Origin of the sequence: Oceanibaculum indicum P24 (assembly GCF_000299935.1) — a bacterium.
Lineage (GTDB): Bacteria > Pseudomonadota > Alphaproteobacteria > Oceanibaculales > Oceanibaculaceae > Oceanibaculum > Oceanibaculum indicum.
In genome coordinates this window covers 125,956-150,854 of sequence record NZ_AMRL01000005.1, presented here as the reverse complement: position 1 = coordinate 150,854, position 24,899 = coordinate 125,956, and the positions used below count along the sequence as shown (strand labels likewise).

At 66.4% G+C, this 24,899-nt stretch carries 24 protein-coding genes; 12 read left to right on the top strand and 12 right to left on the bottom strand.

From position 1 onward, the window contains the following. Window positions 1-51: 51 nt before the first annotated feature. The 8 genes from P24_RS06235 (at window position 52) to P24_RS06200 (ending at window position 9,528) form a co-directional block, all read left to right on the top strand. The gene (locus P24_RS06235) at window positions 52-330 is read left to right on the top strand and encodes a YggT family protein (protein WP_008943849.1); all 279 of its coding nucleotides are present in this window, start codon (window positions 52-54) and stop codon (window positions 328-330) included. Window positions 331-353: 23 nt separating this feature from the next. Beyond that, on the top strand, window positions 354-653 hold the full coding sequence (locus tag P24_RS06230) for a DUF167 domain-containing protein (RefSeq protein WP_008943848.1): 300 nt from the start codon (window positions 354-356) through the stop codon (window positions 651-653). Continuing rightward, window positions 650-1,537 (top strand): bifunctional methylenetetrahydrofolate dehydrogenase/methenyltetrahydrofolate cyclohydrolase FolD, encoded by an 888-nt coding sequence (folD, locus tag P24_RS06225; protein ID WP_008943847.1) that lies wholly within the window; start codon window positions 650-652, stop codon window positions 1,535-1,537. The genes P24_RS06230 and folD overlap by 4 nt, the downstream gene beginning before the upstream one ends. A 6-nt stretch (window positions 1,538-1,543) precedes the next feature. Beyond that, window positions 1,544-1,807: a DUF1289 domain-containing protein gene (locus P24_RS06220; RefSeq protein WP_008943846.1), complete on the top strand. Its 264-nt coding sequence runs from the start codon at window positions 1,544-1,546 to the stop codon at window positions 1,805-1,807. 82 nt (window positions 1,808-1,889) lie between these two features. Beyond that, a complete protein-coding gene (locus P24_RS06215) occupies window positions 1,890-2,936 on the top strand; it encodes a dienelactone hydrolase family protein (protein ID WP_008943845.1) in 1,047 nt (348 codons plus the stop codon). After that, on the top strand, window positions 2,937-3,605 hold the full coding sequence (gene mtgA, locus P24_RS06210) for a monofunctional biosynthetic peptidoglycan transglycosylase (RefSeq protein ID WP_008943844.1): 669 nt from the start codon (window positions 2,937-2,939) through the stop codon (window positions 3,603-3,605). It abuts the gene before it with no gap. 83 nt (window positions 3,606-3,688) lie between these two features. Further along, the gene (locus P24_RS06205; RefSeq protein ID WP_008943843.1) at window positions 3,689-5,476 is read left to right on the top strand and encodes an autotransporter assembly complex protein TamA; all 1,788 of its coding nucleotides are present in this window, start codon (window positions 3,689-3,691) and stop codon (window positions 5,474-5,476) included. After that, entirely contained in the window at window positions 5,476-9,528 is a 4,053-nt protein-coding gene (locus P24_RS06200; protein ID WP_008943842.1) for a translocation/assembly module TamB domain-containing protein, read from the top strand. The genes P24_RS06205 and P24_RS06200 overlap by 1 nt, the downstream gene beginning before the upstream one ends. Window positions 9,529-9,530: 2 nt before the next feature. Here the strand turns inward: P24_RS06200 and P24_RS06195 are convergent, their stop codons facing one another. After that, a complete protein-coding gene (locus P24_RS06195) occupies window positions 9,531-9,719 on the bottom strand; it encodes a PLD nuclease N-terminal domain-containing protein (RefSeq protein ID WP_008943841.1) in 189 nt (62 codons plus the stop codon). A 148-nt stretch (window positions 9,720-9,867) separates the two neighbouring features. After that, entirely contained in the window at window positions 9,868-10,425 is a 558-nt protein-coding gene (locus P24_RS06190; RefSeq protein ID WP_008943840.1) for a sigma factor-like helix-turn-helix DNA-binding protein, read from the bottom strand. Window positions 10,426-10,624: 199 nt separating this feature from the next. Here P24_RS06190 and P24_RS06185 point away from each other — a divergent pair, with 199 nt between their 5' ends. Together P24_RS06185 and P24_RS06180 are read left to right on the top strand one after the other, a co-directional pair. Then, on the top strand, window positions 10,625-11,041 hold the full coding sequence (locus P24_RS06185) for a hypothetical protein (protein WP_156816197.1): 417 nt from the start codon (window positions 10,625-10,627) through the stop codon (window positions 11,039-11,041). A gap of 151 nt (window positions 11,042-11,192) precedes the next feature. Next, the gene (locus tag P24_RS06180) at window positions 11,193-11,702 is read left to right on the top strand and encodes a sigma-70 family RNA polymerase sigma factor (RefSeq protein WP_008943839.1); all 510 of its coding nucleotides are present in this window, start codon (window positions 11,193-11,195) and stop codon (window positions 11,700-11,702) included. 118 nt (window positions 11,703-11,820) lie between these two features. Here P24_RS06180 and ettA read toward each other — a convergent pair whose 3' ends face one another. From ettA to P24_RS06140, 8 genes are all read right to left on the bottom strand, one after another. Beyond that, window positions 11,821-13,503: an energy-dependent translational throttle protein EttA gene (ettA, locus tag P24_RS06175; protein ID WP_008943838.1), complete on the bottom strand. Its 1,683-nt coding sequence runs from the start codon at window positions 13,501-13,503 to the stop codon at window positions 11,821-11,823. Between the two features lie 120 nt (window positions 13,504-13,623). Continuing rightward, the gene (locus tag P24_RS06170; RefSeq protein WP_008943837.1) at window positions 13,624-14,970 is read right to left on the bottom strand and encodes an O-antigen ligase family protein; all 1,347 of its coding nucleotides are present in this window, start codon (window positions 14,968-14,970) and stop codon (window positions 13,624-13,626) included. Between the two features lie 6 nt (window positions 14,971-14,976). Beyond that, entirely contained in the window at window positions 14,977-15,762 is a 786-nt protein-coding gene (locus P24_RS06165) for a WecB/TagA/CpsF family glycosyltransferase (RefSeq protein WP_008943836.1), read from the bottom strand. After that, a complete protein-coding gene (locus P24_RS06160; protein WP_008943835.1) occupies window positions 15,759-16,526 on the bottom strand; it encodes a polysaccharide biosynthesis/export family protein in 768 nt (255 codons plus the stop codon). The genes P24_RS06165 and P24_RS06160 overlap by 4 nt, the downstream gene beginning before the upstream one ends. An 8-nt stretch (window positions 16,527-16,534) precedes the next feature. Further along, complete coding sequence (locus P24_RS06155) at window positions 16,535-18,685, bottom strand: GumC family protein (protein WP_083859575.1); 2,151 nt, start codon at window positions 18,683-18,685, stop codon at window positions 16,535-16,537. Continuing rightward, window positions 18,682-19,494, bottom strand: coding sequence for an FkbM family methyltransferase (locus P24_RS06150; RefSeq protein ID WP_083859587.1), 813 nt, complete (start codon window positions 19,492-19,494; stop codon window positions 18,682-18,684). The genes P24_RS06155 and P24_RS06150 overlap by 4 nt, the downstream gene beginning before the upstream one ends. A gap of 175 nt (window positions 19,495-19,669) precedes the next feature. Continuing rightward, the gene (locus tag P24_RS06145; protein WP_008943832.1) at window positions 19,670-21,088 is read right to left on the bottom strand and encodes an exopolysaccharide biosynthesis polyprenyl glycosylphosphotransferase; all 1,419 of its coding nucleotides are present in this window, start codon (window positions 21,086-21,088) and stop codon (window positions 19,670-19,672) included. Between the two features lie 127 nt (window positions 21,089-21,215). Continuing rightward, the gene (locus tag P24_RS06140) at window positions 21,216-22,520 is read right to left on the bottom strand and encodes a lipopolysaccharide biosynthesis protein (RefSeq protein WP_008943831.1); all 1,305 of its coding nucleotides are present in this window, start codon (window positions 22,518-22,520) and stop codon (window positions 21,216-21,218) included. A 79-nt stretch (window positions 22,521-22,599) separates the two neighbouring features. On the opposite strand from P24_RS06140, the gene P24_RS06135 reads away from it, so the two are divergent. Both P24_RS06135 and P24_RS06130 read left to right on the top strand, forming a co-directional pair. After that, complete coding sequence (locus tag P24_RS06135; RefSeq protein WP_156816196.1) at window positions 22,600-22,983, top strand: hypothetical protein; 384 nt, start codon at window positions 22,600-22,602, stop codon at window positions 22,981-22,983. A gap of 81 nt (window positions 22,984-23,064) precedes the next feature. Next, complete coding sequence (locus P24_RS06130; protein WP_008943829.1) at window positions 23,065-23,847, top strand: FkbM family methyltransferase; 783 nt, start codon at window positions 23,065-23,067, stop codon at window positions 23,845-23,847. A 6-nt stretch (window positions 23,848-23,853) separates the two neighbouring features. Here P24_RS06130 and P24_RS06125 read toward each other — a convergent pair whose 3' ends face one another. Both P24_RS06125 and P24_RS06120 read right to left on the bottom strand, forming a co-directional pair. Continuing rightward, the gene (locus P24_RS06125; RefSeq protein WP_008943828.1) at window positions 23,854-24,054 is read right to left on the bottom strand and encodes a hypothetical protein; all 201 of its coding nucleotides are present in this window, start codon (window positions 24,052-24,054) and stop codon (window positions 23,854-23,856) included. A gap of 10 nt (window positions 24,055-24,064) precedes the next feature. Further along, on the bottom strand, window positions 24,065-24,880 hold the full coding sequence (locus tag P24_RS06120) for a GNAT family N-acetyltransferase (protein WP_202802362.1): 816 nt from the start codon (window positions 24,878-24,880) through the stop codon (window positions 24,065-24,067). Window positions 24,881-24,899 lie beyond the last annotated feature (19 nt).

Below are 24,899 nucleotides of genomic sequence, written 5' to 3'. Positions count from 1 at the left end.
GGCCAACCCCCTACCTTTCCAAGGGCTTCCCCCGACGCATGGCGTGATCCGATGTATTCCTTCCTGGCTTTGGTCGATACGATTATTTCGCTCTATATCTGGGCGTTGATCATCTCCGCGATTCTCAGTTGGCTGGTCGCCTTCAACGTGGTGAACACGTCGAACCGCGTCGTCTATATGATCGGCGACTTCCTGTATCGCATCACCGAGCCGGCGCTGCGGCCGATCCGCCAGATCCTGCCCAATCTGGGCGGCATCGACATCTCGCCGATCGTGCTGATCCTGCTGCTGGTTTTCCTGAAGAACCTGATGTTCGAGTATCTGGCCTGAGCCTGCCGTCGCCCTTCACCACCGTGCCGGATGGGCTGCGCGTCCGTATCCGGCTGACACCCAAGGCGGCGGCTGACCGCATACAGGGGCTGATCGCGGACGATGCCGGCGATGCCAGCCTGAAGATCGGCGTCACCGCCCCGCCGGAGGATGGCAAGGCGAACGCCGCCCTGCTGAAACTGCTGGCGAAAAGCTGGAAACTGCCGAAATCCGACCTGACCATTGTGCTGGGGGCGACCGACCGTCGGAAAACGGTCGAAATCGCGGGCGATTCCGGTCTATTGATGCGGCGCCTGACCGACTGGCTGGAGACGATAGCATGAGCGACACCCCAACCCTGATCGACGGCAAGGGCTTCGCCGCCACCCTGCGCGCCGAGGTCGCCCGCAAGGCCGCCCTGCTGAAGCAGCGCGACTCCGTGGTGCCCGGCCTCGCCGTGGTGCTGGTCGGCAACGATCCCGCCAGCGAGGTCTATGTCCGCAACAAGGGCAAGATGACCGTCGAGGCGGGCATGAACTCCTACGAGCACCGACTGCCCGACACCACCTCGCAGGAGGAGCTGCTGGCGCTGGTCCGGCAACTCAACGAAGACCCGGCGGTCGATGGCATCCTGGTGCAGCTGCCCCTGCCCGCGCAGATCGATTCCGACGCCGTCATCAACGCCATCCACCCGGACAAGGATGTGGACGGCTTCCATGTCGTGAATGCCGGGCGGCTGGCGACCGGCCTGCCCGGCATGGTGCCCTGCACGCCGCTGGGCTGCCTGATGCTGCTGAAACATTATCTGGGCAACTTGTCCGGCCTGAACGCCGTGGTGATCGGCCGATCCAACATCGTCGGCAAGCCGATGGCGCAGTTGCTGCTGCGCGAGAGCTGCACCGTGACAATCGCCCATTCGCGCACCCGCGACCTGCCCGCCGTCTGCCGCAACGCCGATATCCTGGTGGCCGCCGTCGGCCGGCCGCACATGGTGACGGCCGACTGGGTGAAGCCGGGGGCGGCGGTCATCGATGTCGGGATCAACCGCATCCCGAAGGAGGACGGCAAGACCCGGCTGGTCGGCGATGTCGATTTCGAGGATGTCTCCCGCGTGGCAGGCGCCATCACGCCGGTGCCGGGCGGCGTCGGGCCGATGACCATCGCCTGCCTGCTCAGCAACACCCTGACCGCGGCCTGCCTGCGGCGCGGCATCGCCGTCCCCGACTGACACGCGATGCAGCACGATCCTGCCGACCTTAATACCGACCGTCTGCTGACCATGAGTCCCTGTCAGGCGGTGTGCCGGCTGGATGGCGACGGGCGCTGCGCCGGCTGCGGCCGCACGGCGGAGGAGATCGGCCGCTGGATCACCTACAGCGACGACGAGAAGAACACGATCAACCGCCGGCTGCTGCGCGAAGCGCAGGAAAGCCGCCTGACCGCCCGGCTGAGCCTGCTCTGGCGGCGCTTCTTCGGCCCCGGTACCGCGCCGAACTGATGCCACGATTTGCCGGCAGGCTGGCAAGGACTTATCTTCTCGTCTGACGTTCCGACAGAAGCCGACAGGAAAGGATGCCGCGATGCGACGCTTCCTCTGGATTCTGCTGGCCGCCTGCCTGCTGCCGGCCACAGCCCATGCCCGGCTCGCCAGCGGCGACTGGCCGGACGGTGCCGCGATCTCCGCCATCGATGGCCAGCCGGTCAGTTTCGAGAGCCGCAGCCCGTTCAGCCCGCGCGATATCGGCCAGGGGGAGGCACGCAATCCCATGACGCTGGCGTCCGGCCAGCTGTTCCTGCCGGACCGTGCCTCGTCGCGCGACAAGGTGCCGGCGGTGGTGCTGATCCATGGTGCTGGCGGCGTGCGCTACGGGCGCGAGCTGACCTATGGCAGGCAGTTCGCCGCCATGGGCATCGCCGCGCTGGTGGTGGATGCCTTTGCCGCCCGGCGCGAGCTTGCCAGCGGCTTCACCGAACGGCTGCTGAACATCACCGAGACCATGCTGGTGGCCGATGTCTATGCCGGGCTGCGCTACCTCGCCGGGCGCGGCGACATCGATACGGACCGCATCGCGCTGATCGGCTTTTCCTATGGCGGCATGGCCTCGACCTATGCGCTGCACGAGCAGATCGCGAAATCCCTCGCCCCGGAAGGCCTGCGCTTCGCCGGCCATGTCGCCTTCTATGGCCCCTGTGTCGCGCGCTTCGCCGACAAGCGCACGACCGGCGCGCCCTACCTGATGCTCTATGGCGGGCAGGATGCGCTGATCGACCCGGAACGCTGCCAGGAAGTGCTGGCGGATATCCGCGCCGGCGGCTCGCAGACCGATGTGGTGGTCTATGACGAGGCCTATCATCTGTGGGATGGCAGCTGGCGCGGCCCGCGCCGTATTTCCCGCAACCTTGCCGGCTGCAGCTTCGAGGTCTCACAGAGCGGCCTGGTGCGCGACCGCAATACCCTGCTGCCGATGCTGGGGCCGGTGACGCGGCGGCTGATCCTGGCCGCCTGCGTGACCGACGATGGCTATCTGATCGGCGGCGACCCGGATATCCGCCAGCAATCGAACGCAGTGCTGGGCCGTTTCCTCGCCCGGCTGTTCGGCTTCCCGCTCTCGGCGGAGGCGGGCTGAGTGCGGCGGCTGCGCCGTATCCTGCTGATCGCGCTGGCCGTCATCCTGTTGCTGCCGGCGCTGCTGGTGCTGGCCTATGCCATCCTGCCGCCGCCGGGTACGCCGCTGATGCTGATCCGCGCGGCGGAGGGCGAAACCATCGACAAGAGCTGGCGCTGGCTGGGGGAGATATCCCCCCATCTGCCGAAGGCTGTCGTCGCGGCGGAGGATAATCTGTTCTGCCGCCATTCCGGTTTCGACTGGAACGCGCTGGGCGAGGTGCTGCAGGATGCCAGCCAGGGAGAGCGCACGCGCGGCGCCAGCACCATCAGCATGCAGCTGGCGAAGAACCTGTTCCTCTGGCCTGGCCGCAGCTATGTCCGCAAAGGGCTGGAGGCCTATCTGACACTGCATGTCGAACTGCTGCTGCCCAAGCGGCGGATCATGGAGCTGTATCTGAACGTCGCCGAATGGGGCCCCGGTATCTATGGCGCGGAGGCCGCCGCGCGGCATCATTTCGGCAAGGGTGCCAAGACCCTGACCGCACGGGAGGCGGCGTTGCTGGCCGTCGCCCTGCCCAACCCGCGCCAATGGGCGGCAGGAAAACCGGACGGCTATCTCGCGGGCCGGGCCGGCACCATCGGTCGGCGGATCGGCCAGCTGGGGCCGCTGCTGGACTGCGTTTCGTAGTGCCGCGCCTTTCGCTCGCCGTATTCCCCTTTACTATCGCCACTCCACGAGAGTTCAGCCCGAGACGACATACTTTAAAGACGATGCGCTTTTTTCTGCTGACCTTGCTTATTTGCCTTTCCCTGCGCGCCGTGCCGGCGCTCGCGGATATCCGCTACGCCACCGATTTCACGGCGACGGAAAGCGAGGCAATGAAGGATATCGGCAACACCATCCGGCAGGTGGCAGAGGTCGAGCTGCGCAAGGACGAGACCATCGAAAGCCTGGAGCTGCTGCGCCGCCGCGCCGAGGGCGACGAAAAGCGTATCCGCGATGTGCTGAATGCCGAGGGCTATTACGATCCGCGGGTAGAGCTGGCCGTGGAACCGGTGGAAGGCGACCCCGACAAATCGGCCATCGTCAGGCTTTCCCTCGACCCCGGCCCGATCTACCGGCTGCAGCGCTTCACCCTGGTGTTCAGGACAGCAGAGCAGGAAAAGGCCGCGGAGGGGCTTACCTACGAGGCGCTGGGCGTCAGCCTGGGATCGCGGGCAAGGTCGGAGATGATCGTATCCGGCGAACGCGCGGTCACAAGGCGGCTGGGCTGGCGCGGCTACCCCTTCGCCCGGATCGAGGAGCGCGAGGTGGTGGTCGATCACGCCGAGCGCAGCGTCGCCGTGGACATCCGCGTCGATGCCGGCCAGCGGGCCTATTTCGGCCAGACCCGGATCGACGGACTGGAGGATGTCGATGCCAGCGTCGTGCGCCGCGAGCAGCGTTGGAAGGAGGGCGATCTCTACGACACCCGCAAGGTCGCGGAGATGCGGCAGGCGCTGGCCGGGACCGACCTTTTCCTGTCGGTCGCCATTGCCCCGAAGCGCGAGGAGATGGCCGAGGGCAAGGTGCCGATGACGATCAGCCTCGCCGAATCCAAGCCCCGCTCCATCGGCGGCGGTGTGCGCTATTCGACCAGCCAGGGGGCCGGCGTGCGTGCCTTCTGGCGGCACCGCAACCTGTTCGGCTATGGCGAGGATTTCCGGCTGGATGGCGATGTCGCCGAACAGCTGGTCGGGCTGAAGGCCAGCCTCGGCCGGCCGGCCTTCCTCAACCCGCAGCAGCGCCTCGACTTTTCAGTCTATGCCCAGCAGGAGGATGTCGATGCCTACGATGCCACCCGCTTCGGTGGCGTGACGACGCTGACCCGGCAGTTCGGCGGGCCCTACAGCGGCTCCGTCGGCGTGTCACTGGAACAGTCGCGCATCGAGGATGCGAACGGGACAGAGACCTTCACCCTGATCGGCCTGCCGACCAACTTCACGCGCAACACCACGAACGACCTGCTGAACCCCACCAAGGGCGGCAAGCTGACCTTGAGCGCCACGCCCTATACCGGCCTCATTGGCTCCGACAGCAACTTCCTTGTGCTGCGGCTGGACGACACCATGCATCTGCCCTTCGATCCCGAGGGCAAGTACGTGCTGGCGGGCCGTATCGCCGTCGGCTCCATCCTGGGTGCCACCCGCACCGACATCCCCGCCGACAAGCGCTTCTATGCCGGTGGCGGCGACACGGTGCGCGGCTATGCCCATCAGAGCGTGGGGCCGCTCGACGCCAGCAATGACCCGATTGGCGGCTCCTCGCTGATCGCCGGCTCCATCGAGATGCGGGCCCGGGTGATGGAGGATATCGGCCTCGTCGCCTTCCTGGATGGCGGCAATGTGTTCCGCAGCGAATTGCCGGATCTCGGCGTGGACCCGCTGTTCGGCGCCGGCTTCGGCGTGCGCTACTACACCCCCATCGGCCCGCTGCGCGTGGACCTCGCCTTCCCGCTCGACCGCCGCCCGAGCGACGACGCCTTCCAGATCTATATCAGCCTCGGACAGGCCTTCTGATGGTGGAGAAGAAGGACACTGAGAAGGCCGTGCCCGCCGCCCCGAAGAAACGGCCCGCAAAGCCGCGGCGGCGAACGGGCCGGCGCATTCTGCTGGCGATCCTGCTGCTGCCGTTTCTTCTGGCCGGGCTGCTGGCCGGCGCGGTGCTGGCGCTGAACACCGGGCCTGGGCGCGGCCTCGCGGAACGCCTCGCCAACGATCTGCTTGCCGGCCAGGTGGAGATTGCCGGGATCGAACGGTTGGCCCCGTTCGAGGGCATCAGCGTTGGCAGCATTACGCTCCGCGATGCCGAGGGGCCCTGGCTGACCGTCGAGCGCGCCGTGCTGGACTGGTCTCCCCTCGACCTGCTGGACCGGCGCCTCACCCTCGACGCGCTGACGGCGGAGAGGGTGTCGGTGCTGCGGCAGCCCGTTGCCGGCACGACGGAAGAAAGCCAGACCACCGCCTCCCCCTTTCCGCTGCCAGTCGATATCCGGGTGGAACGCCTCAAAATCGAGCGTATCGAGCTGGCCGAACCGGTCGCCGGAATGGCCGCCACGTTGACGGCGGAAGGCAAGGCAAGCCTGCCGCGCGACGGCAAGGCCATCGACATCGCTCTCGACGCAAGACGGCTGGATGCGCCCGCAGCGGCCAGCGTCCTGCTGCGCTACGACGCGACCAGCGACCGTGTGGAAGCGCGGCTCACCGCCTCGGAGCCGGAAAATGGCGTCATCGCCGGGCTGCTTGACCTGCCGGGGCGCCCTGCCGTGGAGGCGACACTGAACGCCGAAGGGCCGCTGGACGGGCTAACCGCCCGCCTGACCGCCAGCGCCGGGCCGGAGATCGGCATCACCGCGGATGTGACGGTCGAGGGCAGCACGGACCGCCATGTGACGCTGGACAGCCGCGTCCGCGCCGGCCCGCTGCTGCCGCCGGAGCTGCGCGCCGTGCTGGCCGAGGAACTGCACATCACGCTCGACGCGGTGGTGCCCGCCGCCGGTCCGGTCCGGATCGGCAGCCTGACGCTGCGCGACGGGCCGTCCGAGATCGCGCTGGCCGGCACCGCCGACCCGCTCAGCCTCGATTTCGATCTGACCGCAACAGCGACAGGCCCGGTTGAACGTTATGCATCGCTCGCCGGGATCGATCTTGCCGGCATGCTGCGCCTGGACGCCACCGCCAGCGGCCACCCTGACGATGCCGGGTTCGATATCACGGCCAGCCTCGCTGATGCCGTACTGGATGGTGCACCCCTGCCACTGCTGGGGAATACCGCCGAGCTGACCGCCGCCGGCCGCATCCGCCAGAAGGCAGGCGAACTTCAGCTCGACCATGTCGGGTTGGCCGGTGAAGCGGCTACGCTGGATGGCAACGCCACCCTCTCCGACAGTTTCCAGAATGTGGCGGCCAGCCTCGCCCTCGACCTGCCCGACATGGCGGAGGCCGGCCGGCAGGCTGGCCTGCGCATGGCAGGTGCGGCCAGCGCCTTCGTGAATATGTCCGGTTCCTGGCCCGCCGGAGTGTCGGGTGAGGCCAATCTGGACTGGCGCAATGCCCGGCTGGAAGGCGAAACGCTGGGCGCCGTGACCGCGGCCCTGTCGCTCGACCGGCTGGCGCTGGATATGGAAACCGGCACGCCCGCCGCCGAGGGAAGACTGCGCCTGACGGCCAGCCCGCGCGGTCTGGCAGCAACCGGAGAGACCCGCTTCGCGGTCGCCGGAAACCGGCTGCAACTGGACGGGCTGTCACTGAACAGCAAGGCGCTGACGCTGCAGGGCGCCCTTGCCATCGACCTGGAACGGCAACTGGCCGCCGGGCGGCTGAAGGCCAGCAGCGACGACCTCGCCACACTGGCGGCGCTGGCCGGCCAGAAGGAGCTGAACCCGTCCGGCAACATGGCGCTGGCGGTGGAGCTGGCCGACCGGTCGGGCCGACAGCATGCCGGGCTGGTGCTGGAAGGCAGTAGCCTCGCACTGGACGGGATAGCCAGCCTCCATAGGCTGCGGCTGGAAGCGCAGCTCGCCGATATTAGGGGTACACCGCGCGGGCCGGTCGCGCTGCGCGCCGAAGGGCTGGAGGCCGACGGGCAGCGGCTGGACAGCCTTGTCCTCGATGCCGACCTGGAACCGCAGGGCGGCGGCTTCTCGCTGCAGGCGGAAGGGCCAGAGCTGTCGCTGGACAGCACCGGCAGCATCGCCGTCGCAAAGCTCGTCACGCTGCGTCTGGACCGGCTGGACGCCACGGTGCGGAAGATAGCACTGGCGCTGCGCCAGCCGGCGACGCTGCGTTATGGGCCTTCGCTGAAGGAGATCGAGGGTCTCGACCTCGCCATTGAGGAGAAAGCCCGGCTGACCGGTCAGGCCCGGCTGACGGATGACGCTGTGGCGGCGCGGCTCTCTCTCTCCGGCCTGCCGCTGGCCCTGGCGAAGAAACTGGGCGCCGGCCCGGACCTCGCCGGTACCGCCGCGGCGGAACTGTCGCTGCAGGGCAAGCCGACCGATCCCAGCAGCGATTTCCGTATCACCCTCAGCGGCATTGCGCTGAACGACCCTGCTGCCCCCGACCTGCCGCCTGCCTCCGCCACGTTGGAAGGCCGGCTGCGGGGCGGGCAGCTTGACGCCAACCTGGCGCTGGACCGGATCGAAGGTGCCCATATCGAGGCACGGGCCAGCCTGCCGGTCCGTCTCGACCTGGCGGTCGGCACGGCCACCTTGCCGCCTGACGGCGCGCTCAGCGGGCGTCTCGAGGCGCAGGCCGAGCTGAGCAGGATCACGCTGCTGGCTCTGGCGCTGGGCGAGGATCGGCTGGAAGGGAGCCTCACCGCCGGCCTCGACCTCGGTGGCACGGTGCGCGACCCGCGCCTCAGCGGCGAAGCGGAGTTTGCCGATGGCCGGTATATGAACGACATGACCGGCGCCACGCTGCAGAACATCGCCTTTCGCATCACGGGCGACGGCGACAGCCTCACCCTGCGCGATCTTGGGGCGCATGACAGCACCGGCGGCACATTGTCCGGCGAAGGCCGCGTCCGGTTCGAGGGCGAGGGTCTGCCGAAGGTCGACATCAGGCTGCGCCAGAACCGGCTGCGCATCCTGAACCGCGAGGAAGGGACGGCCTATGCCAGCGGCACGCTGAGTCTGGAAAGCACCGCCGACGATATGCTGTTGACCGGTCGCATCACAGTGGACGAGGCCGATATCCGTATCCCCAACCGGCTGCCACCCTCCGTGACCGTACTCGATGTCCGCGAGATCAACCGCGATGCGCGCACCAATGTGGATGCCGAACGGCGGCGGGAGGAGGCCCGTCAGGCGCGCGCGCGGCAAGCGGAAGACGATGAAGACGGCTTCGGCCCCAACCTCGTGCGCCTCGACATCGCCATTGAGATACCGGGCCAGGTTTATGTACGCGGGCGCGGGCTGGAGTCCGAATTCAGCGGCAGGATCGAAATCGCCGGCACGGCGGCGGCACCGGCGATTACCGGCGACGTGTCGGTGGTGCGCGGGCAATTTGACTTTGCCGGGCGGCGCTTCGTGCTGGATCGCGGCACCATCGATTTGCTGCCGGACGTACAGGGCGAGATGGAAATCGGCCTTGATATCCTGGCGGTCGCCGATGTCGGCGATATCCAGGCACAGGTGGCGATCACCGGCCCTGTCAGCCGTCCGGATATCGCGCTGTCCTCCTCGCCACCGCTGCCGCGCGACGAAATCCTGTCACGCATCCTGTTCGGCAGCAGTGTCGCCCGGCTGAATGCCGTGCAGGCCGCGCGCCTGGCGCAGACCGCGCTGGAGCTGACCGGCACGGTCAGCAGCGTTGGCATGGTGGACGATCTGCGCCAGTCGCTGGGGCTGGACACGCTGGAGGTCGATGGCGGAGACGTGAACGGCGCCTCGGTACGCGCCGGACGCTATTTGTCGGAGGATCTGTTCGTCGGGGTCAGCCAGGGCTTCGGCGCGGAAAGCACCGCCCTGCTGCTGGAATACAAGGTGCTGCCGAACCTGAAAATAGAAAGCCGGCTGGGCGCTGCCACAGCCGGCGATATCGGTTTGATCTATGAGAAGCGCTACTGACGCTACGCCTTCACGCTGCGCGGCCCCAGAATCAGCCAGACGATGAAGCCCAGCAGCGGCATGATGAGGATGAACAGAATCCAAAGCACCTTGCCGCCTGTGGACGCGCCACTGCCAACGACATTGACGATCGCCCAGATGTTGGCGATCAGGAGAAGCAGGCCCAGAAGGCCGCCGACCTCAATACCCATCGCGTTATTCCTTTCGCTTGCTGCCGGCGCCGTTTCTGGCGCCGTTAACGGTATCCTGATGACTTAACGGCGGGATCGGTCAACGCGTTCCCCAGCCGCTTCAGAAATAACGCCGGCAACGGGCTGGCAATGGGCAGGGCTTACACCATCACTGCTGAAAGGCCGGCGCCCGGTCAGCGGTGCGGCGGACGAAAGACGGTGCCTGCAAGGGTACATCGAAGGCGTCTTCATCATCCGACACACCGGCGGCACCGCCCTGCAGCAGATGACGGTCGATCATGCGCCGGCGTAGCAGCGCGGTCGCCTCGTCGAGGCGGCGGCGCGCATCAGCCTCGTCGATATGCAGGATCGTGGCGATCTCGATTGCCGAGAAGCCTTCCAGGCGCCCCAGCAGGAAAACCTGACGCTTCAGCGCGGGCAGGCTCTGCAGGCCGTCGGCGAGCGGGTCGTCGAGACCGACACCATCGGCCATATCCTCATCCAGCTGCGGCAGGGTCAGCGCCACCACCGACCAGACCTCATGAAACAGGGCAAACAGCCGGACCTTGGTTCCGCCAATGCCGGTCAGGCGCTGCGGCTCCTCCAGGCAGGTCTCAAGGCACAGCTTCACATAGGCATCGCCCCTGGAGCGGCTGCCCGAAAGGGCATGCGCATAGCGCCGCAGATAGGGAAGAGCCTCCGTCAGATCGGTACTATGGGACATCATCTCGTTCGCTCCTTTGTCAGGCCGTCTTACGCGATGCTGCCTTGCGGCATGTCATTGAAATCCCCAACCACCGGTCCAGATTCCCATCGCGAACAATCGACGCTGACCAAGTGGCTAATCTTCGTTAATGCCGGATTTTGGTTGCCCCAAGGCAAACAAGGGCAATTTTGCGGCAGACTGGTGATTGTTGCGGAACAGGATGGAAGCCCATCGCGTTAATCAGGCAGGACATGCGGAAGAGCGGCTGGCAGAAGCACAGCCTGCGTTGCCGCCACCGCAGATGCCGATGAACCCTCTGGCCACGCCATTACAGATGCAGCCGATGACAGAGCGAGCCCCCTATCTGAGACTTGTTTACAGCCGCCCCGCAACGGGCACGGCGATGGCGCGGTCACGGCAGGCCAGTGAACGAAGGCCGGCACCCCGCCCTCAGGCTGACGCCTCCCGGGGGGAGCCCCCCCAGGGTGAGAATGGTGCCGACCCGCATTTCGCGCATTGGGTCGATGCCTATCTGCAAGAGATGTATGACGGGATCGTGGAGCAGCCGCTGCCCGACGAAATCTCCACTCTTATAGAAGACATATCGGGTAAATCGAAAAGCCGTTCGAAAAAATAAACGGCACATCGGGCAAAACATCCGGGAAGAGACATTGTGGCCATATCGGGGAGCGTTGCCCCGACATGGCCTTTTTTCTTCCATGCTCTCACCCAGAGTCGGCGGCGTAATCAGATCGTCTATTCGATATCAATAATAACGGAGGCAGAGAATGCCACGCCCGTTTCAGGATGAGTTGGTTGACGTCATTCCTCACCTGCAGGCCTTCGCCCGCATGCTGTGCCGCGACGAGGATCGCGCCAAGGATCTGACACAGGATGCCGTGCTGCGTGCACTGAAGGCGCAGGACAAGTTCCAGATGGGCACCAACTTCAAGGCCTGGATGTTCACCATCCTGCGCAACATCTTCTACGATCAGCTGCGCCAGCGCCGCTTCGAGATGGAGCCGATCGACGATCGCGCGCTGAGCCAGTCCACCCCGGCCGTGCAGGAAGTGAAGCTGCATGTGCGCGATTTCGACCGCGCCTTCCAGACCCTGACGCCCGACCAGCGCGAGGTGCTGATCCTGGTCGGCGCCAGCGGCTTCAGCTATGAGGATGCCGCCGAGATCTGCGGTTGCGCCGTCGGCACGATCAAGAGCCGCGTGTCGCGCGCCCGCGCCGAACTGGCGCAGGTCATGGAAGCCCGCGAGCGCCCCGCCGCACGCAGCCAGGCCGCCTGACCGGCCCTGAGTGGCTAAGAGATTACCCTTGCTGCCTCACACAGCAAAAAGGGCGGATGGTTCTCCATCCGCCCTTTCCTTTTGCCCTATTGCCCTTTTGCCTGAAGCCAACCGGCGATCAGTTGCGGCTGATCGGCTTGTACTTGATGCGGTGCGGCTGGTCGGCCTCGGCGCCCAGGCGGCGCTTGCGGTCTTCCTCATAGGCCTGATAGTTGCCCTCGAACCACACCACCTGGCTGTCGCCCTCGAAGGCCAGGATATGGGTCGCGACACGGTCCAGGAACCAGCGGTCATGGCTGATGACCACAGCGCAGCCGGCGAATTCCAGCAGCCCTTCTTCCAGCGAGCGCAGCGTATCGACGTCCAGATCGTTGGTCGGTTCGTCGAGCATGATGACATTGCCACCGGACTTCAGCATCTTCGCCAGATGCACGCGGTTGCGCTCACCGCCTGACAGCTGGCCGACCTTCTTCTGCTGATCGCTGCCGCGGAAGTTGAACAGCGAGACATAGGCGCGGCTCTGCATCTTGCGCTTGCCGAGCTCGATTTCGTCATTGCCGCCGGAGATTTCCTCCCAGACGGTCTTGTTCGCTCCCAGATCGTCGCGGCTCTGATCGACATAGGCCAGCTTGACCGTCTCGCCGACGCGGATCGCGCCGCTGTCCGGCGTCTCCTGTCCGGTGATCATGCGGAACAGCGTGGTCTTGCCGGCACCGTTCGGGCCGATCACGCCGACGATGCCGCCCGGCGGCAGCTTGAAGTCCAGATCGTCGATCAGCAGCCGGTTGCCATAGGCCTTGCGCAGATGCTCGGCCTCGATGACGAGGTTGCCGAGGCGCGGGCCGGCCGGAATGACGATGCGGTTGGCGTCGGGCGCGCGATCCTGCCCGGCAGCCAGCAACTCCTCATAGGCCTGCAGGCGGGCGCGCGACTTGGCCTGGCGGGCACGCGGGGAGGCACGGACCCACTCCTCCTCCTCCTTCAGGGTGCGGATGCGGGAATCCTCGGCCTTCGCTTCCTGCTCCAGGCGCTTGCGCTTCTGTTCCAGCCAGCCGGTGTAATTGCCCTCATAGGGGATGCAGCGGCCGCGGTCGATCTCCAGAATCCAGCCCGCCACCTCGTCCAGGAAGTAGCGGTCATGGGTCACGGTGACGACGGTGCCCGGATAATCGTGCAGCGTGCGCTGCAGCCAGGCGACCGATTCGGCGTCCAGATGGTTGGTCGGCTCGTCGAGCAGCAGCAGATCCGGCTTTTCCAGCAGCAGCTTGCACAGCGCCACGCGGCGGCGCTCGCCGCCCGACAGTTTGGAGACATCGGCATCGCCCGGCGGGCAGCGCAACGCGTCCATGGCGATCTCCGCCGTGCGCTCGATCTCCCAGCCATTGTTGGCGTCTATCCTCTCCTGCAGCTCGGCCTGTTCGGCCAGCAGGTTGTTCATCTCGTCATCGTCCATCGGCTCGGCGAACTTGGCCGAAATCGCGTTGAACCGCTCCAGCAGGTCGCGGGTCTCGGCCAGCGCGTCCAGCACGTTGCCCATGACGTCCTTGGCCGGATCGAGCTGCGGTTCCTGCGGCAGATAGCCGACGCGCGCACCCTCGGCGGCCCAGGCCTCGCCGTTGAACTCCTTGTCCATGCCCGCCATGATCTTCATCAGGGTGGACTTGCCGGCGCCGTTCGGGCCCAGCACGCCGATCTTGGCGCCGGGCAGGAAGGACAGCCAGACATCCTTCACGACCTCACGGCCGCCCGGATAGACCTTCGACAGGCCCTTCATCACATAAACATACTGATAGGAGGCCATGCCGCTCCTCACTCACACTTCTTCGGGAAAGACGGTAGGGCGGCCTGTACCGCGGGCCGCCCAGCGCAGGCTTTGTAGCCGATAGCGGGGGGTGGACGCAATCTAGGCCTTATTGACGCGCTAGGGCCGGGGGACCGATGTGTCGCTGTGCAGCCCCAGATAGGTTGCCAGCGCCAGAGCGGTCGCCATCTCGCCGGGCGTGAACACCAGCGAATAGACCAGCGAGGTGATCAGCATCAGCACGATATGGTCGCCCAGCGCGGCGGTTATCATGGAATAATGTGTCGCCTCCTGGATTCGGCGGATGCGGCGCAGCGAGGCGAGATACACTGCGAGAATCAGGCTGGCGCCGATCAGCCCATATTCGAAGACGATGCCGAGCCAGCCAATATCCGCCAGGTAGAAATGGGCGTTGCCCAGAATCGTCTGCAGATTGTTGTCGCTGAGCCGGGTGACCGAGCCGGCGCCGAACCACATGACCAGCGGGTTGCTGAGCACGTAATCGGTGGCGATGGTGATCGACAGCTGCCGGATGGTCAGCGAGGCGCCCAGCGCCTCCTCGATCCGCTCCAGAAACTGCGCGTAGATCAGGCCCGCCGCCAGCAGCCCGCCCGCCGTGCCGAACAGTAGCAGCAGCCCGCGCCGCCAGCCGGAACTGGCGGCAAGCGCGATCAGCCCCACGGTCAGCAGCACCGCCAGGATGACCGTGCGCTGCTTGTAGATCATCACCATCAGGGCGAAGCAGACCAGCAGCACCAGGATGGTCGCCAGCTCCTGCCGGGCGAAGACACGGCGCGTCAGGTAGAAGATGAAAATCGTGCCGAAGAACATCGGCATGAAGATGCGGTAGCCGCGCTCGGCCTCCAGCAGGAACAGCTTCGATTGCGCCGGGTCGGCCTTGTAGAAATCGGCCGGGATCACGACCCACAGCAGCGCCATCGCGATGAAGGTCGCGGCCCCCAGCCACAGCACCGCCCGCACCACCGTCTCCGGCCGGGGGCGCAGCAGCAGAAGCAGCCCCAGCGCCGAGAAATAATACAGGAAGGGCAGGGTCTTGGCGGTGGTCGCCAGAGCGTCCATAAGGCCGGTGCCGAAATAGATCATCGACAGCAGCGGCGTCAGCCCCAGCACATAGGCCACCAGGACGCCATAGAGTACGAGCAGCGGCAGCGACAGCCGGACCAGCGCGTACAGCGCCAGCGGTGCGGTCAGGATCGGCCAGGCCTTGGACAGGAAATAGAGTGGCGGCACGTCGATCATGTAGTGGAAGCTCTGCCCGAACATCGGCAGGGCGAGCAACAGCGCAAGGAACACTGCGGTCTGGCCGGCCTCGGCCTTGTGATCCGCCGCGCCGGAATCGCCATCGAGCAGCAGCACACGACCGGCAGGCAGCAGGACGATCCGCCCGTCCGGATGAGTCTCCTGCTGCCATCCCTGTTGCGCCAGCTTTTGCACCCCCTGGGGCATGGCCGTTCAACGCTCCTTCGGCGGCACGTCCGGTCGCCGCGCCGGCATCAGCCTCTGCTTCACGGCAATATACAGGAAAGGCAGCGAATCGACGAACACACGGCGGGCATGGCTGCGCGGCGCGCGCAACAGCCGGAACAGCCATTCCAGCGCCCATTTGCGCATCCACAGCGGCGCGCGCGGCACCAGCCCGGTGATGAAATGCAGCGAACTGCCGATGCACAGGCCCGTGCCCGTGGCCTTGCCGCGTGCCCGCACCCGATACGCCAGCAGCTCCGAGCGCGGCGAGCCGACCGCCAGGAAGACCAGCCGGCTGGGATGCGCCTCGATGAAATCGATACAGGCCTGTACCGCCGCCGGATCGGCCATGAAGCCCATCGGCGGTTCGTGCCGGGCCAGGTTGCGCAGGCCATATTTCTCGCGCAACCGGCGCTCCAGCTCGGCATCGCCGCCGATGACGCAGAGGCTGTCCTCCGGGCGGATATGCTGCGCGAATAGGGCGGCCGTCAGATCGCTGCCGGCGCACAGCGGCAGGTCGCGCCGAAACAGCAGCCGGGCGACCAGCCGCACGATCTGGCTGTCGCACAGCCGCAGCCAGGCGCCGTCATAGGCGGCGCGGAAGGCCGCATCGCCCCGGTCGAGCTGCACCAGATGCTGGGCGTTCGGCGTGACCACATAGGCGAAGCGCGCCTCCGCCGGCCGCGCCATGATGGCGGCAGCAGCGCCCGGTACGTCCAGTAGCGCGATCGGCGTGCCGAAGAGGGAATCTTCCGGGATCGCCCCCTCTGTCACGGGAAGACTGTCCCGGTGCCGGTCCCGTTCCGCGTGACCGTATAGGTGAAGTTCGCGCTGCGCTGGAACGGCAGCACCTTGTTGATGAACTGGTCGATCCAGAGATTGACCTCGGCAATGCCGCTGCGCGGGACATAGAGAATGTCGCCGGCGGCCAGCGGGATGGTGCCGTCCGCCCCGCCGGTCTGGATGAAATCCTGCAGATCGAGCGTGCGCAGCATCGGGCTGTCATCCGGGCTGCGCCGGATCAGCACCACCTCGCTGGTGCGGGCCTCATCGGTGAAGCCGCCCGCCAGCAGCACGGCTTCCAGCGCGCCGATGCGGCGATCCAGCGGAATTGCCCCGGCCCGCCCGACCTGGCCGCCGACATAGATGCGCGCCGACCGCGCCTCGCGCACCGCGACCCGCGTCACCGGCTGCCGCATCCATTTCGCCGAGGCCTCGGTCACCGCCTGGTTCAGCTGCTCGACCGTCTGCCCCTCGGCCTGCAGGCGTCCGGCAAGACGCAGCGTGATCGTCCCATCGGGCGCGACCAGCGCCTCCTGATCCAGATTCGGGGTGAAGAGATAGCTGACCTGCACCGTGTCGCCGCTGCCCAGGCGATACTCCGGCACGTCGTCACTCCAGGCGGCGAACCGGCTGGCAGCGGTTTCGCGCGGGCTGAGGTTCTGGTCCGTGCCGCAGGCCGCAAGGCCCGTCAGCAACAGCATGGCCAGCGCGAGACACGCTGCCGGCCGCCGGATCTTCTGCAGAATGAATGCCATGTGCCGCCTCACAGCCGCCGGTAGATGGCTCTTGGAACATAATAGCGCCGGCCGCTCATCACGAAGCCCAGAAGATCGCCACCGGCTTCCAGCAGGGCATCGCGCAGCCGCACGGCGGACATCACCCGTGTCTTGTCAGCGACCAGCACCAGCAGGCTGGCATCGACACGGGCCGCCAGACGCTGCGCAATCGGGTCGCGGTTCAGCGGCGGCGCCAGGATCACCGTCATGTCGAAACGCTGCCCAAGCTCGCTCAGCGTCTCGCGCAGTTCCGGCAGCGGCGTACGCAGGTGGGCCAGCGCCGAATTCTGCGCGCCCCTGGTCGCGAACAGCCCCTGCATGCTGGTCTCCACGATCTCCAGGTCGCGCACGGTTTCCCGCGCGCCGCTCTCGCCCGGCGGCATGAGCCGCAGCACCGCATTGCCGTTTTCGCTGAGGTCGACCACAAGCACATTGCGGCCATGGTTCAGCGCAAACTCGCTGGACAGGGCGGCGGCGATGCGCGGCAGGTCCGCGCTGTCGGTATCGGCGACGATCTGGAGTCGCTTCAGCCGCTCACCATCGACGGAGAATTCCGCCAGCCTTGTCGCCAGGAAGGCGATGGCATCCTGGGCCTGCGGCAGCCCGTCATTGCCGCCGGTTTCCGACAGGCTGGCGAGCGCCGGAATGCCAAGCCGCCGCTCCGCTTCCGTCGGCAGGATGAAGACCGGCCGCAGCCGGGTGACGGCAAAGCCGACGGCAGTAGCGAACAGCAGCCCGCCGACCAGGCCGGCGGCGATCAGACCCGGCGCCCTCGAGCGCCCGAAGACGGGCGGCGAGGCCCATTGCACGACGCTGACATTCTTGTCGCGCTGCTCGGCGGCGATGCGGTCCAGCCAGGCAGATTCGATCTGCAGCACATAGTCGCGCTGGATCGTCTCCAGCACGCCGCGCCGCTGCTCCAGCTCCTGCAGCCGCATGTCGGCGGTACGGATGACATCCATCCGCTCCCGGCTCTCATCATGCTGCCGGGCGAGTTCCGCAAGCTGCTGTTCCGTGGCGCTTATCTCGATCTCAAGCTGCGCCAGATGGTCGGACAGGAAGGCATGGGTGGGGTTGCGCACCCGGCGCAGCGTCGTGAAGTTCGGCCGCTCGTCGCTTGCGATGGCCTTGCGCACCGTCTCGATCTTCTGCTCCAGCTCCTGCAGCGGCGGATAGTCCGGCTTGAAATAGGCGCGCATCTGGTCGCGCTGGAGCTCCAGCTGCAGCAGCACATTCTTGTCGTCGATGTTAGGCGACTGGTCGCTGGTCTCCACGAAATCGAAGACCTGCTCCGGCAGCGAGGCCACCTTCTGCTTGGTCTCAGCGATCTGGGCGAACAGCGAGACCCGCCGTTCCCGCGTCTGCCGCTGCCGCGCCCGGATGGTATCGACGGTATTGGCGATGAGCAGGATTTCCTGCTCAATATTGACGATCTGGAAGTCGCGCTTGATGGTGTCGATCTCGTCGCGCACCTTCTGCAATTCCTGCTTGTTGCGCTGCATTTCCGCGGTCAGCAGGTCGAACTGGTTGTTCTTGAAGATGGTACGGCGCTGCGCCAGGTAGGTTTGCAGCAGGTCGTTCACGACCAGAGCCGCCACCTCCCTGTCCGGATGCGCGAAGGTCACGCGCACGATGTTGGAGTTGGCACCAGCCTCGGCACTCAGGCTCTCCAGAATACGCTGGGTCGCCCGGCCAACCAGTTCCGCACGCGGATGCGGCGGCAGCAGGCCAAACAGCCTTTCCTCGACCAGGTCGGGATAAATCCAGTCCGGCTCCAGCGTGCCGACCAGCGAGCGGACGACCGCTTCGCTGACCAGCAGGTTGATCTCGGTCTGAACGATCTTCTGGCTGTCCACCGTGACGAGGGAGGATGCCAGCGCGCCTGCGCCCAGCGCCCGATCCGGCGCTTCCTGGGAGGCCACGACCAGCAGCCTGCCTTCCGCCGTATAGCGGGTCTTGGTCAGGATCGCGGCGGCGAGGCCAATCGCAAAGACCAGCAGGAAGGCCGCCAGGATCGGCCGCCAGGCATAGAAAGCCTGTACGAGGATGTCGCGCAGCGTGAAGGCGGTGGACGCTTCGCGGGGATGCGGGTTCAGGGCACGCGGCCGTCGCAGCGCGGGCAGCGTCTCTTCCATCATCGGCCTTCGCGTATCCCAACCGGGCCGTCGGGATGAATTGCGACCAGATTGCCGAACGCCTCGCCGACGCCATCGGCGGCCTCAAGCTGCCCGTCCCGCAAGCGATAGAACCGGTAGCCCAGATCCTTCAGGGCATGCCAGGCGGCATGGCGATCGCCAGCCGCCTCAGCAAGCAGGCGGGTATTCACCTCGAAGATGACAATGGGGTGGAAGCGCTGCAGGGTCTCGCGACCGCCGGCGATCACCAGCGGCTCCGCGCCCTCGACATCCATCTTGATGAGGTGGAGCGCCGCGATGCCCAGCCGGGCAGCCAAAGCGTCCAGCGTGTCGATGGCAACAGTCTCGCCGGTCTCCGCACTGCTGTCCGGCATCAGCGAATAGGCCTGCGGGTCGTCGCCGAGCGGGATATGGTGCAGCGTCGCCTCGCCGGCATGATCGGACAGCGCCAGCTGGGCCACCGTCACCTGCGGAAAATCGTTGAGCGCCAGATTGGCCCGCAACTGTCGCGAGGCTTCTTCCCCCGGCTCCACCGCGATCACGCGCCCCATGGAGCCGACAAGACTGGCCGCCTTCAGGGTGTACAGCCCTATATTCGCGCCGATATCGATGACCGTCTGACCCGGCTGCACGAATTTCTCCAGATGGCGCAGCTCCGGCTCGAACCAGTCGCGCCACACATAGCTGGCCACCGAGGTGAAGCGCAGCGTCGCGGGAACCCGGATGAGGGCCCCATGGCTGCTGAGCAGGAAAGCCGGCGCGCGCCCGATGGCGACATAGAACGCCCAGGCCAGGCATCGCAGGGACATCATCACGGGCTGTGCCCGGAAGCCTTCATGGCTGACCAGAGTCTTCAGGCGGCTGAGCACGGAGATGGACCTTGATCCATTGAATTATAGACAATTGCGAATCTAGCGCGATTCCCCGCTTTTGTATAGGAAGCCAGGGGAAATACACCAGATATTGTTAGGCGCGCAGAGCGGGCGATCAGAAGATGTCGCGGCCGACCATGCCGACCAGCAGGGTGCGCGCCATGATCTTCAGGTCGAGCCAGAGCGACCAGTTCTCGATGTAGTAGGTATCCAGTTCGACACCCTTCCTGGCCTTCTCCACCGAATGGATGCCACCGCGCATGCCGTTGATCTGCGCCCAGCCGGTAATGCCCGGCTTCAGGCGACTGCGCGTCGCGTAGCGGCGCACCGCCTCGGCGTAGAGCTGGTCACTGACCAGCATCTTCGGCACATGGGCGCGCGGCCCCACCACGGACATTTCGCCGCGCAGCACATTGAGGAGTTGCGGCAGCTCGTCGATGCTGGTGCGACGCAGGAAAGCGCCGACGCGGGTGATGCGCGGGTCCTCCCGGAAGGTGCCCCGGCTGCCATCATCGCTGGGGTCGAGCCTCATGGTGCGCAGCTTGTAGATCATGAACGGCTTGTTGTTGAGGCCGAGGCGCGGCTGCCGGAATAGCGCCGGCCCCGGGCTTTCTAGCTTGATGGCAAGCGCCGCAAGCGCCAGAATCGGCGCCACGAGGACGAGCCCGACAGCGGCAACCGTATAATCCTCCACCAGCTTCAGCAGCGCCTTGGTGCCCTTCAGCGGCTCGCGCATCAGTTCCAGCACGGGGATGCCGGCAACCTGGCCGCCATGCGGCAGCCGCAGGTTCAGCACATTCTGCTTCAGCGGCAGGACGATATCGGCGGCGATCATCTGCAGCCGCTCCAGTAGGCCGAAAATCCGCTCCGTCGCCTCCCAGGGCAGGGCGATGACGACGATATCGACAGGATGCTCCTGGATGTAGGCATGCAGCGTATCGATCGCCCCGGTGATGCCGATGCCTTCGTTTTCGTCCCGGTGTTCGCTGTGCAGACGGTTCACCCGGTCGTCGAAGACCGCCACCACGCGATAGTAATGGCGCCATTCTGGCGTCTGCGTATTGCGGATGATCTGTCCGGCAATCTCGGTCGAGCCGACAATGACAATGTCGCGGCGCAGCCGGTTTGTCTCGATCATGTGGCGCGCCACGCGCCCGACCGCCAGCCGCCCGGCGGACAGCGCGACCCAGGCCGCGACATGCCACATCGCCAGCGCTTCGGGCGGATGCGCCGCCGAGCCGCCGACAAGCGCCTCCAGCCCCGCCACGACCGCGAATCCGGCGGCCAGGCAGAAGGCGAAGCGGGCCGCTTCATTCAACGGCTTGCGATAATTCTCGAACCGGTAGGCACCGGCGAAGATCATGCAGCTGACGAAGACGATGCTGTCCAGCAGCAGCAACGCGATCTCCGGCGCCGTCTGCCCTCCGGCCGGGACCGACCCGTCCAGATGCGAGGCCAGGAGCAGCACGGCCCCGCACATAACCAGATCGGACAGAAGCACCAGCCGATTGAACGACCCGAATGTCCACCGCATGAGGCGTCCGTTACCCTGTATCTTTCCGGAGAAAATTTCGGCGGGCGCATGGAACGCCCGCCCGGTTAAATGCGTACTCAGAATCACCGCACCAGGCAATGTTTATCAAATATATTTTAATATAAGGTTAATTTCGTCCTATCGACAGGACATGGCGCCGCGCTGCCCAATGTGTCCCCAGCGCGCCCTGCAGGACGGTCAGCGACGCCGCCAGCGCCGCCCCGGTCAGGCCGAAGGCCGGGACCAACACGCCACACAGCACCAGTCCGACCGCAAGCTGAAGCAGGTTCAGCCGCCACAGCACGTCCCCCTTGCCGGCCATCGCCAGCAGGATGTCCTGGCACGAGAACAGGCCATTCGCCATCTGTCCCAGGGCCAGGATCTGCAACGCCAGGGCAGCGACGCGGAAATCCGCCGAGATCAGGCCGAGCAGGAATTCCGGCACCGCCAGCATCACCAGCGTTGCCGGCACCGCGACCAGCGCGGCGCCGCGCTGCACCAGCCGGTTATAGGCACGCAGACCATCGCTGTCGCCAAGGCGGTATAATGCCGCATAGCGCGGTGCGGCAAGCGTGCCGATGGAAATGATGATGACCCAGATCAGCATCGATATCCGGCTGGCGATGCTGAAGGCGCCGACCGTCGCCGCATCCGCCACCATGCCGAGCACGAACACCGGCAGGCCCGACAGCCCGACCTGGGTGATCTCGACCACCAGCAGGGGCCGCGCCGTCGCCCACAGGCTGGGCAGCGCCTCTGCAGCCGGTTGTGCCGGTATGGTGCGAAGCCGGTCCCGTTCCCGCAGCAGAATGGCACCACCGAGCAGGCAGCTGGCCGCGAGGGCAGCACCCAGCGCGACGATGACGCCCTCAACCGCAATCGGCAGCGCCAGCAGGGCGGCCAGCGTCAGTACCGGCCAGAGGGCGTTCTGCACGACCTGCGCGGCCACGCCCCTGCCGAAGCCGGCCAGCGCCGCCCCCAGGGAGAAGGCAAGGGTCTGCGGCACCAGCACCAGCGCCGAGAGGTAGAGCGGCCAGGCCAGGTCCGGAAAGCCGAACAGCCGCACCGCCGCCAGCTCCGCCACCAGCACGGTCAGCAGCGCGGCCGCCACGGACGCCAGGGCGGTCAGCGCCAGCCCCTGCACCAGCGCGGCGCGCGCCGCCCTTCCATTGCCGACGGCGAGTTCCGCTGCGATATGGCGGGTCATCGCGCGGTCGAAGCCGAGGCGCGCCACGGTCGAGACGATGCCGATCCAGGTCAGGCAGAGGAAGAACAGCCCGGCATCATGCGCGCCCAGCCGCGCCCCGACAGCGACATAGAGTCCCAGCTTGCCAATTGTCTCCACACCACGCACGCCCAGCCCGGCGGCGTAGCGCCACAGCGCGCCGCCCCTCAGCGTCGTGATCAGGGAAGAGAAATTGGCCGGCATCATTGCGACAGATCGTTGAGGGGCGCGCGGAAACCGTGATAGCTACCGGCATGCGCCTGCACCACGATATTCCGCCCCGCCAATGAGCCGAAGCACCCGTGCCGCGTTCTGCATGGCGGTCGCGCTGGTCGCGGCGCTGACGGCCGCGCCCGCTGCGGCACAGGGGAACCGCTCATCGCGGGCCCTGCCCGGCTTCTCGCCGGAAACCTTCGACCTGCAGCTTGCGCTTCACGAGCATTTCACTGCCGCGCTGCCTGCCGGCTGGTGGATCGGCCCGCCGCAGCGCTGGGGCAAGGAAGTGGTTGTCCGCGTGAACATCCCGGACTCCTGGAACGGCAACCCGACCGCCGCCGTCATGACCAGCTGCCCGGCCGACAACAGCCCGATCTGGCAGGTCGCGGACCGCATCACCATCACCCCGCATTATCGAAACCTTCCCTGGGCGCCCCATAGCTGCCTGCCCTGATGTGACGCCGATTGGCGGCGACAATATCGCGAGTTTAAGCTAATTTACAGGCTTCCTCTTTCCTGCCTTCCGGATATCTCCTTGCAAGCTTTCCTGTCCAAGCGCATGCCGGCCCTGTACCGGGTGCTTCTCGACCTGCGCGACCGTGCGGCCCCCTTCTATGCCGACCCGGAACTGTCGCTGCTGCCGGTCCTGTGCCCGGCGGGGACCGTGGCGCTGGATATCGGCGCCAATACCGGCCTGTACACGCACTGGCTGCTGCGCCGGGCGCGGCTGGTCGTCGCCGTCGAGCCGATCCCCCGCCTCAGCCAGCTGGTGGTCCGGCGCTTTGCGGCGGCGGTCAGAGATGGAAGGTTGATCGTCGAGAATTGCGCGCTCGGCAACGAGGATGGCAGCGCCACCCTGCATATTCCCGATGGCATGACCGCCCTCTCGACACTGCAGCCGTTGGAGGGCATGGCGAATGTCGCCGATATCACCGTGCCCGTGCATCGGCTGGACGGGCTGGACTCGGTCCGGGACCTGCCCATCGGCTTCATGAAGATCGATGTGGAAGGTTTCGAGAGCGCGGTGATCGAGGGTGGGCTTGGCCTGCTGCGGCGACATCAGCCGACGATCCTGGTCGAGGCGGAGGAACGCCACCGCCCCGGCGCCGTCGCCGCGCTGCGCGGCCTGCTGGAGCCGCTGGGCTATAGCGGCTTCTTCCGCATGGACGGGCAATGGCACCCCGTCGAGTCCTTCGATGCGGCACGGCTGCAGAACCGCGCCGCCCTCAACGAGGCCGGTACCAAGCGCCTGAAGGGCGCAACCTACATCAACAATTTCGTGTTCACCGCATCGCCCGAAAGCCTGCGGGCGGCCTGAGACAGCCTACACCCGCCCCCCGGCATGGTTGCGCAGCGTCGGGTGGCGCTGATATTCGCCATGGCAATCGACATTGCTGCGATCCTGACAGAGCGAGCGGACCCAGCCGTCGGCGGTGCGGTTCCAGTCGATAGTCTCGACAGCGCCGCAACCCGCCAGCATCATAGCGGCAAGCAGCAGGGCGCCAAGGGAAGCAAAAGACGGCATCGTCGGCTCCTCATCCCAGTTCCAGCGTCGCCGGTGCGTGCAGCAGCGATGTGGCCGGCGGCGGTGGCCCTTTATACATCCGTGCGGTTGCAAATGTCTCTACCATACCTGTGTCGGCCAGCAACTGGCCGAGCGCCTCATTGCTGTCCGGTACATCGACGATAACCGGACCGCTATCGGGGAAGATACCGGCGGCAGCCCGGATCAGCCGCAGCGCCGCATCGGCATCGGGTGCGACGACCGGGCCGACCTTCGCCCCGCTGCGACAGCGCCTTATCGTGGCGAAGCCTTCCGGGCCGCCGGCCCCTTCCAGAACCAGCGTCCGGCGGGTTTCCAGCGGCGCCACCCAGCCGGTCAGGAAAGTCGGACGGGCATAGCCGTTCGCCCGTTCGTCCAGCGCCAGCAGCGCCGGCAGATCGGCCGGTTCCGCCGGACGGATATCCGTGCTGCCCTGCGTACCCGGTGCGCCTTCCAGCCGCCGCGTCGCACCAGTGCGCACGAATCCCGATTTCGCATAATTGGCCTGCTGTGCGGCAACGCCATCCAGCCCCACGGTGCGGTGTCCGGCGTGGCGCAGCGCATGGTTCCAGAGGGCAAGACCGATGCCCTGGCCGCGCCATTCCTCCCGGCAGATATACAGGCCCAAAAAGGCGAAGCCGGGATCGAGATTGACCACGGAGATGGCGGCGACGGGCTGGTCCTCATGCTCGGTGACGAAGAACCCCTCGGGATCGGCCGCCCGGAAAGCGGCGGCATCCTCCAGCCCCGGATTCCAGCCTTCCGCCGCCGCCCAGTCGATCACGAGATCGAGGTCGACCGGTGTCATCGTCCGCATCTTCATGGCA